At 32.1% G+C, this 14,323-nt stretch carries 15 protein-coding genes and 1 pseudogene; 10 read left to right on the forward strand and 6 right to left on the reverse strand.

The window, feature by feature from the left end:
* On the reverse strand, positions 1–617 hold a 617-nt coding region (locus GC105_RS15665; protein ID WP_193708450.1), incomplete at its 3' end, for a transposase.
* 237 nt (positions 618–854) lie between these two features.
* On the opposite strand from GC105_RS15665, the gene GC105_RS15670 reads away from it, so the two are divergent.
* The 6 genes from GC105_RS15670 to GC105_RS15695 all read left to right on the forward strand — a co-directional run bounded on the left by GC105_RS15670 (position 855) and on the right by GC105_RS15695 (position 6,953).
* A complete protein-coding gene (locus GC105_RS15670; protein ID WP_152806701.1) occupies positions 855–1,706 on the forward strand; it encodes a hypothetical protein in 852 nt (283 codons plus the stop codon).
* Between the two features lie 378 nt (positions 1,707–2,084).
* Complete coding sequence (gene istA / locus GC105_RS15675) at positions 2,085–2,795, forward strand: IS21 family transposase (RefSeq protein ID WP_193708451.1); 711 nt, start codon at positions 2,085–2,087, stop codon at positions 2,793–2,795.
* Positions 2,796–3,482: 687 nt separating this feature from the next.
* Entirely contained in the window at positions 3,483–4,100 is a 618-nt protein-coding gene (locus tag GC105_RS15680; protein ID WP_152806705.1) for a TetR/AcrR family transcriptional regulator, read from the forward strand.
* Positions 4,097–5,137 carry a hypothetical protein gene (locus GC105_RS15685; protein ID WP_152806706.1) on the forward strand — a complete coding sequence of 347 codons (1,041 nt, stop codon included), beginning with the start codon at positions 4,097–4,099 and terminating at the stop codon, positions 5,135–5,137. The genes GC105_RS15680 and GC105_RS15685 overlap by 4 nt, the downstream gene beginning before the upstream one ends.
* Positions 5,138–6,196: an amidohydrolase family protein gene (locus GC105_RS15690; protein ID WP_152806708.1), complete on the forward strand. Its 1,059-nt coding sequence runs from the start codon at positions 5,138–5,140 to the stop codon at positions 6,194–6,196. It begins immediately after the preceding gene.
* A 49-nt stretch (positions 6,197–6,245) separates the two neighbouring features.
* A complete protein-coding gene (locus tag GC105_RS15695; protein ID WP_343030063.1) occupies positions 6,246–6,953 on the forward strand; it encodes an IS91 family transposase in 708 nt (235 codons plus the stop codon).
* 353 nt (positions 6,954–7,306) lie between these two features.
* On the opposite strand, the gene GC105_RS15700 is transcribed toward GC105_RS15695, so the two are convergent.
* Both GC105_RS15700 and GC105_RS15705 read right to left on the reverse strand, forming a co-directional pair.
* Positions 7,307–7,870, reverse strand: a complete 564-nt coding sequence (locus GC105_RS15700; protein ID WP_152806712.1) for a flavin reductase family protein — start codon at positions 7,868–7,870, stop codon at positions 7,307–7,309.
* Positions 7,871–7,907: 37 nt separating this feature from the next.
* Positions 7,908–8,552: a nitroreductase gene (locus GC105_RS15705; protein ID WP_193708452.1), complete on the reverse strand. Its 645-nt coding sequence runs from the start codon at positions 8,550–8,552 to the stop codon at positions 7,908–7,910.
* 201 nt (positions 8,553–8,753) lie between these two features.
* Here GC105_RS15705 and GC105_RS15710 point away from each other — a divergent pair, with 201 nt between their 5' ends.
* The 4 genes and pseudogenes from GC105_RS15710 (at position 8,754) to GC105_RS15725 (ending at position 11,171) form a co-directional block, all read left to right on the forward strand.
* The gene (locus tag GC105_RS15710) at positions 8,754–9,566 is read left to right on the forward strand and encodes an APC family permease (protein ID WP_152806716.1); all 813 of its coding nucleotides are present in this window, start codon (positions 8,754–8,756) and stop codon (positions 9,564–9,566) included.
* 123 nt (positions 9,567–9,689) lie between these two features.
* Positions 9,690–10,097, forward strand: a pseudogene (locus tag GC105_RS15715) (helix-turn-helix transcriptional regulator); the annotation flags it as partial.
* Positions 10,098–10,600: 503 nt separating this feature from the next.
* Positions 10,601–10,855 (forward strand): type II toxin-antitoxin system prevent-host-death family antitoxin, encoded by a 255-nt coding sequence (locus GC105_RS15720; protein WP_152806720.1) that lies wholly within the window; start codon positions 10,601–10,603, stop codon positions 10,853–10,855.
* On the forward strand, positions 10,848–11,171 hold the full coding sequence (locus tag GC105_RS15725; protein WP_152806722.1) for a type II toxin-antitoxin system RelE/ParE family toxin: 324 nt from the start codon (positions 10,848–10,850) through the stop codon (positions 11,169–11,171). The genes GC105_RS15720 and GC105_RS15725 overlap by 8 nt, the downstream gene beginning before the upstream one ends.
* Positions 11,172–11,294: 123 nt before the next feature.
* Here the strand turns inward: GC105_RS15725 and GC105_RS15730 are convergent, their stop codons facing one another.
* The 3 genes from GC105_RS15730 to GC105_RS15740 all read right to left on the reverse strand — a co-directional run bounded on the left by GC105_RS15730 (position 11,295) and on the right by GC105_RS15740 (position 13,950).
* Positions 11,295–12,779, reverse strand: a complete 1,485-nt coding sequence (locus GC105_RS15730) for a phytoene desaturase family protein (protein WP_152806725.1) — start codon at positions 12,777–12,779, stop codon at positions 11,295–11,297.
* A 150-nt stretch (positions 12,780–12,929) separates the two neighbouring features.
* The gene (locus GC105_RS15735) at positions 12,930–13,256 is read right to left on the reverse strand and encodes a hypothetical protein (RefSeq protein WP_152806727.1); all 327 of its coding nucleotides are present in this window, start codon (positions 13,254–13,256) and stop codon (positions 12,930–12,932) included.
* Positions 13,257–13,353: 97 nt separating this feature from the next.
* Complete coding sequence (locus GC105_RS15740) at positions 13,354–13,950, reverse strand: TetR family transcriptional regulator (protein ID WP_193708453.1); 597 nt, start codon at positions 13,948–13,950, stop codon at positions 13,354–13,356.
* Between the last annotated feature and the right edge of the window lie 373 nt (positions 13,951–14,323).

Below are 14,323 nucleotides of genomic sequence, written 5' to 3' on the forward strand. Positions count from 1 at the left end.
TCATAAGGTTCATTGTAAATATAAGAATCTATTATTTCGAATTGTTTGTCTTTTTGAGTGACATTATTACAGCTAGTAACGAACTGTGCATACTGAACTCGAGCTGTTTCAGAGCTATTGCCAAATTGAGATAGAATAAAATCTGTATTTAGTATCCCATAGTTATCGCTATAATGTCCAAGATAGACTCCATAAGAAGAAAAGTAATAAGTATGAACGCAGTCTCTAAAGTCAGGAAGATCTTTTGCATTATTATGAATATAAGCAGAAACAATAAGGTTGTAGTCATCTACGTCAATCACTTTATTTATGAATCTTCCTTGAAATACATGACCATGACGTTTATATTTTCTATTATAATACTGAGCATAGCAAAGATTTAAACCATGCATGAATTTAGAAATGTCACATCCGTGGGGATCAAGTTGGATATGGACATGGGTATCCATTAAGCAGTAGGAGAGGATGCTACATTCAAATTTTTTGCAGTATGAAGCCATGAGTTGAAGATATTTTATTTTATCATCATTAGACCTAAAAAGTTGTATTTCACTAATGCTTCTGCACATAATATGATGGGTCGTTTCTGGATCTCTTCTTCTTGCCATTCTAGGCATGGTAATCACCACCGAACTCGTGTTTGGATTTATTATGACATAAAATTAGGAAATATTCAATAAGTTCTAGGAAAAATATTGTAATTTGTCAAATTATATATAATACTAAGCATAGAGACTAAAACTTGAGATATGTCCCCTAGGGGATTTTTGTTAAAATTCCAGCCTAAATATGTTGAAAAAAGCTAGTTTTTCACTGGTCCCGGACGGGATCGTACGTCCCTACTGTTTCTGTTAATGAAAATCATTGAATCCCAAAAGAGAATCGAAGAACTTAACGAAATTGGAAAACATTTAGAAGTTGAAGGCGAAATTCCAATAATATATGAAAGGATTAAATTGATGAAAAAAATATGGAATAATAATATGAATAAAAAATCAAGAATTATTTTTGTAGTAATTGGGTTAATACTTATAATTATAAGTTCAATTTCTTTTTTTATTAAATATAATCATGATCCTGATTTTGTGACATATGCAATTCTAGCTGCTTGCTCTGTTTTTATTGCACTAGGTTTAGAATTAATTATTTTAATTTTTAATTTTAAAAATACGTGTGTAAAGTCAATATTATTGATACTTCTAGGTGGTTTTATAGTTGCGAATTTCTATAATGAACACATAAGGACTGGTAGTATTTTACTAATTATCAGTATCTTGATATTTATAATTATAGCATTTACTAAAAATATTTTTTCTACTTTTATAACATTTGCATTACTTAGTTTTCCTTTTTTTATAAGTTCACTTGTGCTGTTAGGATTGTTTTCTTCTCATGAAAATGCTATTATTTATTTAATGTTAGTTATATTTTTCCTTTTCTATAGACTTGTTGGGGTAAATGTTAATAAGTTTTTTATTGGTCGGTGTATGGGATTCAAACAAGAAGCGCGCATGTATGATTTAGTACAGTTAAAAGAACAGATTAATTTTATTTATATTATTGTATTTATTTTGATGAATATTAGCAATTGGTTTTTTAATAATAATGAAATGGTTGCAACTGTTCTAAATAACGTTTTTATCACAGGTATAGCAATTACTAATATTAAATGGCGTTGTATATTTTGGTTTACAAAAGATAAATAATTTCTGGACTAGGTATTTGCGCAATGGATAAAGTCTAGGGGACAGTTATCAACCTTTGATAATTTTGTGTAAAATTATTATAAATGTATGCTTGATAAAGGGGTAAAAGACAAAAAAACAAGACTAAACTTGGTTAATCATAGGTATGGATTGGTATACCACCTGTTGAAGGACAAGAACTTATTACTCAGTTTATCAAAGAGAAGTGGACGAAATTGGATTTAATAATTGAAAAAAAGCAAATGCTTATAAATAAATGTTAATGATAATATGGAAATGTAGAAAAGTTCCAACATGAAAATGTAGGATTTTATGCATTTCTTTTTTTGTACCATCTTTTGCTATAATTATGCTAGCAAAAATAAAGGAAGGTACACTATGAGGAAAGATATTCAAAATCATATTAATAGATTTACTCGAGAGGAGCGATGTTTATTGAACAAAAGTGAGATGGCTAGAAGATTTAATTGTGATCCTAGAACTATTCATAGATATCTCGAAATTGAGTCAGGAGAATTGGTACAAAAGCCATCTAACAGAACGTACATATCCAAACTTGATGACTACAAAGAGATAATTATTGATAAGGTAGACAAGTATGGCGCAACCGCAATGGCTGCATACACATTTATTCAAAAGAAAGGTTATACCGGTAAATATTCTACCGTCGCTGCTTTTGTTAAAAAACATAAGAAAAACCAAATCCATAAAGCTACCATTCGCTTCGAAACTGGGCCTGGACTTCAGGCTCAAGTAGATTGGAAGGAAGAAGTAACGATGATTAGTCGTTATGCAGAAGTATTTAAAATTAACATATTTTTAATGGTACTAGGATATTCAAGGTTAAAATACATCTGCGTAACTACCAACAGAAACCAAAACACTCTATTTTCATGTATGTCTAAAGCCTTTGATTACTTTCAGGGTATACCACATGAAATACTTTTCGATAACATGAAGACGGTTGTTGATCATAGCAAGTCTACTTTTACTAAGACAGTGATTAATTCTACATTTAAGCACTTTGCTGATGATGCAACCTTTAAGACTATGCGAAACACTGGGGACGGGACTTTCTGTTTTGTTTAGAGCAATTTGTTCAATAAGTTAAGGATGGTTATATAAGCAAAAACAGTAGGAAGGGTACCTAACATAATTAGCAACAAACCCCCTAAGTGTTTGTTACTAATTAGTTTGAATAAACTCTAAAATTTATATCTTTAAAGAGTTATGGATTCTATTGGTAGTAAATAAAGATGGTCGAATTTAAGAACAAAAAGTCCCGTCCCTACTGTTTTCCCCTACTGTTTTCCCTTAGAAACAGCTGCCAGCGACTTCCTTCTTCAAGGCAATCAAAAATTTTGCTCAAGCTCTTTACTTACTCGATATTAAGTAGCATAATACTTGTATCGAGCCTTTTTACGCAAAACTTCCGATTGTCCTCTTAACTAACCGTCCCTAATGAGTCTTCTTCTTTCACAGCCATTAGTTTTTTATCAGCTGATACTTCTTTCTTTTTAGACATATAAATATATCACTCCTTTGTAGTAAACAAGTTTTATTATTTAAACTGTCTACTACAAAGGGAGCATTTCATTCCATCTCGTCCCTTCTGTTTTTCATTACTCAACCATCTAAGAGAAATACAATAGTTTAGTGTCTTTTTATTTAATACTTATTTAATAATTTAAAGGGGAAGAACCATTGATTTATATGTAAATGTATAGTATTATGAACAAGAGAACAATATGTTCATATGTACGCGGAGGTGTCTAAATGCCTAAAGGCTTTAGCAAAGATGAAATGCATGCTATTAAAGCAAAACTTATCATAAAAGGAAAAGAACTTATTTCCAAATATGGATATAAAAAATTCGGCATAAGGGACTTAACTGCAGAAGTTGGAATTGCGAATGGAATGTTTTATAAATTCTTTTCTTCTAAAGAGGATTTTTTCTACTTCATTGTCAATGAAGAAAAAGAGGTTATACGGAAAAAAATCAATGTAGGTTTATTGAAATACAAAAATGAGCCAATAAATGCCCTTAAGAGTTTTTATTTGATTATCATGACAGAACTCCATTCAAACCCAATAATGGAAGCAATACTTCTTAAAAATGAGTATTCACCTATAGTCAGTAAAATGACTGAGGAAGAACTTTTAGAAGAAAGGGAAAAGTCCCTACAGCCCATCATGGACCTAGCTAATTACTGGCAAGAAAATGGTTTAGTAAAAGAAGACATAGATATTAATATTGTTTTCGCATCACTAAGATCATTAGTAATGTTATGGTTTCACAGAAAAGAAATAGGTGAAGATACGTATCCACAAGTTATAGATTTTTTGATAGAGCGGATTTGTGAGCACGTAAAGTTACAGGGGGATGTGATATGAATAAATTGCTATCTGATTGTATTGAAGATTTAGGAGTTAACATATTTAAACTACTAAATAGAAAAGAATCAAACCCTAATATATTCCACAACTACTGCCTATTAGATGCCCCAGTTGAATTGGACCAAAAAGTGAAAGTGTTCAAAAAATGTGAAACATATAATCAACCAGAACTAGTGGGTACTACGATAATATCTGATCTAAATATCAACACCTATAAGTTGTTATCTAAACATAGACCTATTCTAATTCTGGAGGACTTAAATAAAAAAAATCAAATAAATAATAATATATACTTTGACGAAATCAGTGGAAAAGACAGTAAATGTAAGGAAAGGGGATGCCTAATCTACCTCCACGGTTTTTCCGAGAGGAGCTATGATAATGAAATTAAGTTTCTTTTTAAAAAACTTCTGAAAGAGGTGCCAGGGCTAAAGGTTTTAGCAGTACAATTGCCTTATCATATGAAAAGAAGCCCCGCGGGACAGCCATACTCAGGGAATTATATTTTTGACTCATGTCCGCTGGTAACAATAGATGGTTTTAGTCAAGGGGTTCATGATGTATCACAAGTAATATCCTATGCAAAAAAACATTACAAAAAAGTGATAGTTGGAGGTTTTAGTCTAGGAGGCCTTATTACTTCCTTTTTAGGCACTTGTGATGATAGAGCAGACCTATATATTATGGGACAAGCGGGAGCTAGTCTGCCGGAAACACTTGAGCACTTGCATGTTTGTCCGGGGTTAACTACAAAAAGAAAATCATGGATAAAGCAAGGATGGAACTTTCAAACACTATATACTCAACTGGAACTGATAAAATATAAGCCTGTAATACCTCCTGAAAAGGTAGTAAGTATAGCAGGTGCTTATGATAAGCTAATTACTTTAGAGAGGGTAAATACCCTTAGGGAATTCTATAAAAGTAAATTTAACATTACCTATAGATCAGGCCATATAGGGCTTTTAATTGAATGGAAAAATGTAATGAATCAAATTGTTATTATTATAAATAGGGTATTGGAGGGTGTGTAGATGTATGTTTCTAAGAAAGGAATGTTAGAAGATTTACCGGAGCTTGAGTTAATGGAATTTGGGGACTTTGTCGTTAAAAGGGACTATATAAAAAACTATGAAATAATAGATTTCCATTGTCACTTGTTCCAAGGACTGAAAGATGTATTTCCAAGGGTCCTACAAAAAGAAGACATTGATTTAGATTCGTCTCTTTTTGACAAAAGCTGTTTCCCTTTTTCCCTCAAACAGTTTGATATTAATGCCGTTTATTTTACAAGGTTTCCTGAGAAAGTGAGAAGTATCGATGGACTAAGGGCTAAAATAAAACTCATAACCGGTGGTTTTGTTTTAAAAAAAGCATCCCCAGAAAGGCTTATGAGAGATATGAAATTAAACAATATTTGCAAATCCTTAGTTTTACAAATTAGTGATCCTTACAAGAATTCCGCCGGGTGCATGGAAGAAATAGTCAAAGCTAATGAGCAGTTAATTACCTTTGGTTCAATACACCCTAAGGATAGAAATATTCAGAGTGAAATTCATAAGTATTTATCATTTGACATAAAAGGGTGGAAAGTCAACCCTCATGTAATGGGAGTGAATGTTGAAAGTAAAGAGTTTATAGAGCTAATAAAACAGCTTGCAATCACTGGACTACCTATACTTTCTTGTAGTGGGCTCGGGGCTCCTAAGTCAATGATAGGAACACTACTTTTTTCGAAAAAGCAAAGGGCAGAGCTTAATACACAAAGAATTGAATCTTTTTATAGTGTATTAAGAGAAATCCCTAACACTACCTTTATACTTGCACATGCTGGACTATATGAGGTAGATGAGCTTATTAAGCTACTGCAGTCTTTTCCAAATACTTATGCGGATATAAGTTGCCAGCCACCTAAAAGTATAAGGAGATTAATAGATGAACTAGGTTCTCAAAGATTGCTATTTGGAACAGACTATCCCTTTTTCAACCAATCATTTTCTATTGTATCTGTGCTAAGAGCCACGTCGAATGAGGCTGATAGGAGGAATATATTTTCAAAAAACGCACGGCATATATTAAACATGAAGAACTAGGAGAAATGTAAAACTTACCGTCTATTAATCTGGGACCCGGACGGGACTTATTGTTTGTTTTAAATTCGATACAGAAAGTCCCGTCCCTTTAGTTTCTGTAACTAAGTTAGGTAAATGGATACAAGGTAGTAAGAAATTTTTTATTCCTGTTAAAGTGCTATCTAAAATGTTTCGAGGTAAGTTTTTATACTACTTAAAGCGACTCTATAAAGAAGAAAAGTTAAAGTTCTATGGGAACAATGCTAGATATGAAGATGCTTCTACTTTTAATAAGCTAATAGATGAGTGTTATCACATTAACTGGTATAGCTATACGAAAAAGACATTTTCTCATCCATTGGCTGTCATCAAATATTTAGGTAGGTATACTAATCGCATTGCTATTTCTAACAATCGTATTGTTTCTATTAAAGGTGACGATGTGACCATTAAAGTGAAAGATTATAAAAATGACAATAAGGCTTCTTCTGTTACCTTAAAAGGCGTAGAATTTATCCGCCGTTTTCTAATGCATGTTCTTCCCAAAGGTTTTGTTAAGATCAGATATTATGGATTACTTGCTAACCGTAATAAAAAGACGAAGCTATCTCTCTGTAAATGTTTAACCAATACACCCTTAATAACAACTAAATTTAAAGGCCTTAGTACAATAGAAATCGTATCATTCATTGTTGGAAAAGATGTTACCCTATGTCCAGAGTGTAATATAGGACATCTGTTTTTGAAGAGTACCATACAATCAAGGGCATCACCTTGATTAAGCTTTTAACTAAATACCGATTATTCTAGCCTCTTTATTGGGGAGGGGGAAACTATATTCATTTTTCAGTAATTTATAGGAATTTGGTTCGTTGTTGTCCGTAAAATCTGTAAAGACAAAAGAAATATTGCTCTCACACTAAAAAGATGGGCTATTCAAATCCCATAGAAACAGCTGCCAGCGACTTCCTTCTTCACGGCAATCAAAAATTTTGCTCAAGATTTTTACTTGCTCGATATTAAGTAGCATAATACTTGTATCGAGCCTTTTACGCAAAACTTCCGATTGTCCTCTTAACTAACTGTCCCGTATGAGTCTTCTCTTATTATTTTCATTGGAAGCTGTGATTTTTATCCTATCTCCTTACCAACAGAAAATGCTTCGGCAACTTGTTCCCCAATACTATAGTAATTTCTACCATCAGGCGCAAATATTAAAGGTTTAATTTGCTCTATAATTGGTTGATTTTCTTGTATAGTATCATCGATTTTAACATTCATGACCTCGCCAATAAACTGAGTATGCAGGCCAAGTTCAGTAACTTGTATAATCTTACACTCTATATTTATTGGAAATTCACTTATATAAGGGGCATTAACAAATTCACTTTTTATCGGTGTAAGTCCGGTCTTTGTAAATTTATCTTCCAATTTCCCTGATGCTATGCCAAAATAATCAGCTTCTTTAACATAGTTTTCTGAAGGGATATTTATCGTGAAAGCATTACCTTCTATTAGGCTATCATAAGTATAAGTTGCTTTACGCAATGAAATTGCTACGCAGGGTGGTGATGAGCAGCAAATTCCTCCCCAAGCAGCAGTCATGGCATTTGGATTTCCTGCTTTATCATAAGTAGATACAACCAAAAGTGGGGTAGGATAGATCATAAGTTTAGCACCTAAATTTTTCTTCATTTATTTTACCTCCTAGATTATTTACCGCTCTCAGTTCTCAGTCAAAAAAATGCACGATTTCACTAAGGTGGCTCCTAGCACTTACGAAGTCGTTTATTTTATTCTCTTTGTCCGCATACCCGATAGCAATTCCGATAGCAATTTTAAGATTATCCGCGATTTTCAGTTCCCGTCGGAGGACATCTGGATAATGCACGAGGGTTATCGCAGGTATAGTGGAAAGTCCATGTTCAATTGCCGCTAGCATCAGGCTCTGAGAATATGCACCTATGTCATAAAGGGACCATTGGGACAGAACCTTGTTCATGCAAATATAAATGACAGCTGGTACGTTGAACATTGTACGATTGAGCAAACCGAACTGCTCTACGGCGTCGCCGCAGTCTCGCACCATGTCTGGATGAAGCTGTTGTTGACGTTTTTTTGCAGCTTCCGACCATTCAACAGGGCGAGGAGTTTCCGGTGTAGGAGTGGTTTTGTCTGCGTACTTTTCCTGATATCCACTTTTGATTCTATCCAATGTATCACCAGTGGCAATAAATACTTCCCATGGTTGTGAGTTTGCCCAAGAGGGTGTGCGGGCTGCGGCCTCCAAAACAGCGGTCAGTTTTTCATTCTCAACCTGGTTGGGGAGAAATGCTCTTGTCGAATGTCTTGCGTTAAGCGCTTGGATTACGTTCATAATGAATACCTCCATTCATTTTTAGATTTTTTGGTCCAGTTTTTTGATAGATCTAGCTCTCTTGAAAGAAGCGACTTCTTCTTAATAGGATACTCCATTTCTCTTTGACCTCATTAGCATCATGTAGGATTTCTTTTTCCTATCAGCTTGAATTATTTGCCACTCTAGCTTGATTATAATTGAACGTCAAAATAAAATCAAATGCTAGATGTAAAACCTTCTTACACGACCATAAGCTTTAAAAAATGGGACGCCCACTTTGTGGTTACAGGCTTCTCAGGTATTATATCATTGTCAGCTTTGGCATTCTGGTTACTTATTGGTATTGAATTTATTATTCCTATATCTAAAAACTTAAAAAATCCTAAAAGGGATGTTCCCCTTGCAATGATTTTAGGGATTATTATATTGTTTGTTGTTCAAAGCTTAATCGGGATAGGTATGACGAACTACGTAACATTAGAAGAATTGGCTTCTAGCGAGGTACCTCATATGATATTTGCCCAAAACTTGCTATGGGATGTAGGGATGTATTGGATGACTATCGTAACAATTCTTGCGGCTATGAGTACCATCAATACGGTTTTAGGAAGTGTATCTAGAATTCTCAGTGGTATGGCAGAGGCTGGAATGATGCCAAATATCTTTAATAAGAAAAATAATAATGGTACGCCAATTGCTGGGCTGGTGCTTATGGTTACTGCAATATCTCTTATATTAATTACTGGATTTGTTAATAGTTCTGGTTTAGTTACTCTTTTATTAGCGGCTTCTTGTTTCTGGATTGCTTCTTATATTCTTGTAAACATTAGTGTTCTAGTATTAAGAAAGAGATATCCTAATGCAGAGGGTTGCAACAAAAAACTTGTATTTTATGGAATTCCACAAATACTAGGCATCCTAGGAAATGTGTTTATGATTTGGAATATTGCTGAAGGTACTGAACGAATCTTTATTTACAAAATATTCTTTGCATTATTGACGGTTATAATATATTTAAAAATAAATATGTAAAATAGTATAAGAAAATAAAATAAGGATAGATTGAAAATACCATAACCCTACAAAACTGTGCAAGAATAGTCGGATATATGAGTTTCGTTCCTGTTATTCTATTGATGAGAGGAGGTTAGATATATGGATTCACTACAAAAAATGAACGAGGCATTAAGCTATATCGAAGATAACATTACTGATGAAATTGACTACAAAGAAATTGCTAGATTAGCTTTATGTACTGAATATCATTTTCAGAGGATGTTTTCCTTCTTAGCAGGTGTTACCCTTGCAGAATATGTTCGACACAGACGACTTACACTTGCAGCTTTTGAAATCAATAATAGTAATGTCAGGATTATTGATATAGCTGTTAAATATGGTTACAGTTCAGCAGACTCTTTTACAAGAGCATTTCAAAATTTGCACGGAATAACACCAACAGAAGCAAGAGAAAACGGAAAATCATTAAAAGCTTATCCTAGAATGATCTTCCAATTAACAATAATAGGAGGTAGTGAGATGAACTATCGGATAGAACAAAAAGACACAACTTCACCAACACTTAAAAGTGAAATATGGATACCCGTTGTCAAAAAGTATTAGCTATCATTTTTTACTTGAAGTCAAATATGAACATTAATCCTTTGTAAGCCAATGAAAAAAGGGTACTTAAAGTAATAGTTTAAGTATCCTTTTTTTAAGGCAATGCTTTTGGAGATAAAATATAACTAAGTGTAATCTCTAAGGTAAAATAGATAAATTTATTTGTCGTGCCAGATTTTCCACCTATAATATTAAATCCATTTTGATGTACTTCATGAAGCTTTGTGCACTATATATTGTAAAATAATACCATTAGGATGATCTAGTGTGGAAGTAGTGATAAAGGTTTTCTTGAATTTGTGTCCAAGCTCATATGTATAAATGTTATTATGGACGGAGAGTAAAATAAGTTAAAGTAATACATAAGTATAAAGCAAATAGCTGTAAAATATACATTGCATTTTACAGCTATTTTGCATTATACTAAAATAAAGGAGTTGATGGTTATGTCAAATATAAAACCCGTTTCAGATTTAAGAAATTATAATGATGTGTTAAAAGCATGCCAGATTGAATCTCCTGTCTTCCTAACTAAAAAAGGTAGAGGGAAATATGTACTCTTAGATATTGAAGACTTTGAAAAAATGAAGGCTTCATTGAGATTACTTGCTCACTTAGAAGAAGGTGAAAAATCTGCAAGAGTAGAAGGATGGTTTTCTACTGAAGATATTGAAGAAGCATTAGGTACTTTAGATGTATAAAATACAGTATTCACCTAGAGCAAAAGAAGATCTATTAAAGATTAAGCAGTATATTGTTAATGAGTTTGATAAAGAAATTGCTGCAATTAAAGTAAAGAATATAATAACAAAGATTAAGAACCTAGGAGAATATCCATTAATGGGACGCCCACTTTCAAATATGATTGATGTATCAACTGAATACATGTATTTAGTCATTGATAAGAACTATGTATTTTATAGGAATGAAGATAAGTGTGTTAATATTATTCGTGTCTTAGACACAAGACACGATTATATGCGTGCATTATTTCATATTAGAGAAGTTGAAGAATAATCAAAATTATTTATAATAGAAAACAAACTTTTTTCATGCGGGCAATGTTTTCTTTTCAATAGTTATCTATGATAATATATTAATACCACATTGACTAAAACACCTCAACTTAAAATTTAAAAATTAATCTATATGAAATTTTCTTTTATCTCGCCTACAAATGATTTGGGCTAAATTCCTTCCACTTTGAAATACATTTGGTACGCCACCACCAGGCTCTACCCATTGACCAATCATAAAGAAGTTTTTTAATCCTGGCAATTCTTTTTTAAAGGGATTAGACTTGAATATATTTTCATTAGCCCAACCTTGCACCGAACCTTTCCAGCTGCCAGTGTATCTTATATAGGTTGCAGGTGTGGTTACATCTATCATATCAATATTATCTTCTATACCACCAATTCTTTTTTCAAGTATGCTTATTAATCCTTCTGAAATCTTTTTCTTTTCAATTTGGTATTTAGTATAATCTAAGTCTCTTAACGCCGACCAATACTCTCCGTTCTTAGTATCTAATTGAGCAATCAATAAAGTCTTGTTACGTGGTACTAATGCATCTAAATCATTATAGAACATTATCTCTAGGGAGTTATATAGACTTCCATCACTGATTATATAAGGGGATAGCAAGATAATTTTTACTGTACGGGGCATATCTTTAAATGTTTTGTTAACACCTAAAGAAATCTGTATCTTTGAGGGATTTAAGTTTGCATTACTATATTCTTTTTTAATTGTTTCACTTATGTACTTTCCATCAAGAAAATCATAAATTGCAGTTTTACCATCAGTTGCAGAAACAATAATATCAGCATAGTGCTTATCGCCATTCTCTAGAAGAATTCCAACGGCCTTATTATCTTCGACTATAGCTTTACTAACTCTTTTTTTATAGTATATCTTCCCACCACAGTGCAAATATTTTTTCTCGAAAAGCTTTGAAAATTTAAGTGAACCGATAATTGGATATCCGCAACGTTTCAAGTCCATCTCGGACAATACAAACATTTCAAATAGTATTGGTGATGCAAAATGTTTGACTACATCTTGCATCAGTGGATTTTGAAAAGAATTTGCGAAATCTTGTGACGACATACTAATCCATTTTTTCATGACAGCAAGTAGAGGAAATGCTCTTAGCATTTTAATTTTGCCTAGAAGGTTAAAAAATTCTTTTGGCTTATGGTATGACATTTGAATAGATTGCAATTTCCTTATATCTCCGATAAATTCGTCAATTATATCCTTGTCATCCGGAGCTAACTCTATCATGCTTTTGCGTAACGTATCCAAATTAGAATATTGTGTAAAACTCGTTCCTTCTTCAAAGAGATATAAATGTTTAATATCAGCATCTATAAACTTTAACTTATCCATATCAATTAACTCATTCCAAAGCTTGTAAAGTGGATGAGTAGGTGCTGAACCTAAAAGACCGTGAATACATCCTTCTATTAAGTAATCTTTTCTCTTCCAAGCAGTACATAAACCTCCAGGAGTATCATGAGCCTCAAATATTTCTGTATTGTATCCATTCATTTGAAGATAACAGCCTGCCGTCAATCCAGCAAGCCCTGCACCAATAATAATAACCTTTTTCTTATTCATAATGAATTTCCCTCATTTCTAAGTTATACATTTTACATTATATCCAATTTATCTATATCTACCTCAACCTCTGTATTATACAACTCTAGCTACTTTATTGCCTCCCAAGAATATTATTGAATTATGGATGTATTATGTGTTTATGCTTTATCATAATAAGTACAAAAGATAATAGAAAGTAGAAAGGCCGAATATAAGAATAACAAGAGTAAAAATAATATAGTGTGACTTTTTCATATCAATCTTTTTTAATAAATTAATGTTAGTAAATATCAGTATTAAAAAATATATCCCACTAATAGTGATAGATAGGATCAATAATAACAAAAGTATACCTTCATCTAGTGTGGGATCAATGATCCAGCTTAAAGCATCAGCAATATATATAAAACTCATAATCAATAGGGCTAATACAAAAAATGATAAGGCCCCTAAAACTAAATTTAATATACAAGCTAACCAAAAGTATTTATTCATTTTTTTCTCCTTATTTGTATAATCTGTCTACTTTCTTTAGAAATTATCTAGTAATTCCGCTTCCTCAACTATATTTGAAATTTTGTTGATTTACGATCTATAATAAATAGTCTATTATTCTATTCAGGTCATTATAAACACTTTTTTCTGTAATATCCCCATTTCCAGAAAAGTATAATGTTAATAAGCCATGAACTGAATATATTAGTGTTTTCCCTACAACTTCTATATCTTTATCCTTCAATATTCCTTCTAGTACAAACCCGTTTAAAACAGACATCATCATTGCTTCATAGTTCGGTTCAGTCTTACGATCATCATCATTTTTAGTTGGTTGAGTTACCTTGTGAAAATAGAAAAACTTAAATATATTTGGGTACTCAAAAAAATATCTTATATAGGTTCCAAACAAACTCTTTAAGCCATCCTTAATGTTTTCGTTTTCTACTATGTCTTTTTTTAATTCCACTAGATCATTAATCATTAATAATTTAACTTCCCATAATAATTCATTTATATCTTTAAAATAGTTATATAAAGTTGTATAAGAATATCCAGCTTTCTCAGCAACTTTTCTAATAGAAATGCTTTCAATTCCTTCAATTATTATCATTTCTTTTGTTGCATTATGGAAATATGCCTTTACTCTTTGTTTTTTTAGTGTTTGTTTATCATCGACAACTATTTCTTTCACTATTTTCCTCCAAATTAACATTAGTATAAATTTATTAACACTATAAGTAAATATTAACACTGTTGCACTTTAATAGTCAAGTATGATTTTCTTGATTAAAACTGCTTAGGATTTCAAGTTCAAGTATAGGTAAAACATTAAAGACGTGACTTTTTGTAGCAATCTGAAATATTAATACATATAATATATAAACTCAAAAATTGACAGTTTCTACATAATAAATAAAAAATATAGGACATTATAAATGATAACATAAGAATGTCGAAAAGTGATTACTTAAGAATGTATGATAAGTAGCATTAAGATATAATTATCTCTTAGACTAAGGAGGTAATTATGCTAATAAAATGCGACATATACACAAATATAGAGA

The sequence above is a fragment of the Alkalibaculum sporogenes genome (assembly GCF_009362815.1).
In the GTDB taxonomy this organism is placed as follows: Bacteria; Bacillota; Clostridia; order Eubacteriales; family Alkalibacteraceae; genus Alkalibaculum_A; species Alkalibaculum_A sporogenes.

Bases quoted from the DNA above. Each gene is read 5' to 3' on its own strand.
- GC105_RS15670 (WP_152806701.1), top strand. From the start codon at position 855: ATGAAAATCATTGAATCCCAAAAGAGAATCGAAGAACTTAACGAAATT.
- istA (WP_193708451.1), top strand. From the start codon at position 2,085: ATGAGGAAAGATATTCAAAATCATATTAATAGATTTACTCGAGAGGAG.
- GC105_RS15680 (WP_152806705.1), top strand. From the start codon at position 3,483: ATGCCTAAAGGCTTTAGCAAAGATGAAATGCATGCTATTAAAGCAAAA.
- GC105_RS15685 (WP_152806706.1), top strand. From the start codon at position 4,097: ATGAATAAATTGCTATCTGATTGTATTGAAGATTTAGGAGTTAACATA.
- GC105_RS15690 (WP_152806708.1), top strand. From the start codon at position 5,138: ATGTATGTTTCTAAGAAAGGAATGTTAGAAGATTTACCGGAGCTTGAG.
- GC105_RS15700 (WP_152806712.1), bottom strand. From the start codon at position 7,870: ATGAAGAAAAATTTAGGTGCTAAACTTATGATCTATCCTACCCCACTT.
- GC105_RS15705 (WP_193708452.1), bottom strand. From the start codon at position 8,552: ATGAACGTAATCCAAGCGCTTAACGCAAGACATTCGACAAGAGCATTT.
- GC105_RS15710 (WP_152806716.1), top strand. From the start codon at position 8,754: ATGCTAGATGTAAAACCTTCTTACACGACCATAAGCTTTAAAAAATGG.
- GC105_RS15720 (WP_152806720.1), top strand. From the start codon at position 10,601: ATGTCAAATATAAAACCCGTTTCAGATTTAAGAAATTATAATGATGTG.
- GC105_RS15725 (WP_152806722.1), top strand. From the start codon at position 10,848: ATGTATAAAATACAGTATTCACCTAGAGCAAAAGAAGATCTATTAAAG.
- GC105_RS15730 (WP_152806725.1), bottom strand. From the start codon at position 12,779: ATGAATAAGAAAAAGGTTATTATTATTGGTGCAGGGCTTGCTGGATTG.
- GC105_RS15735 (WP_152806727.1), bottom strand. From the start codon at position 13,256: ATGAATAAATACTTTTGGTTAGCTTGTATATTAAATTTAGTTTTAGGG.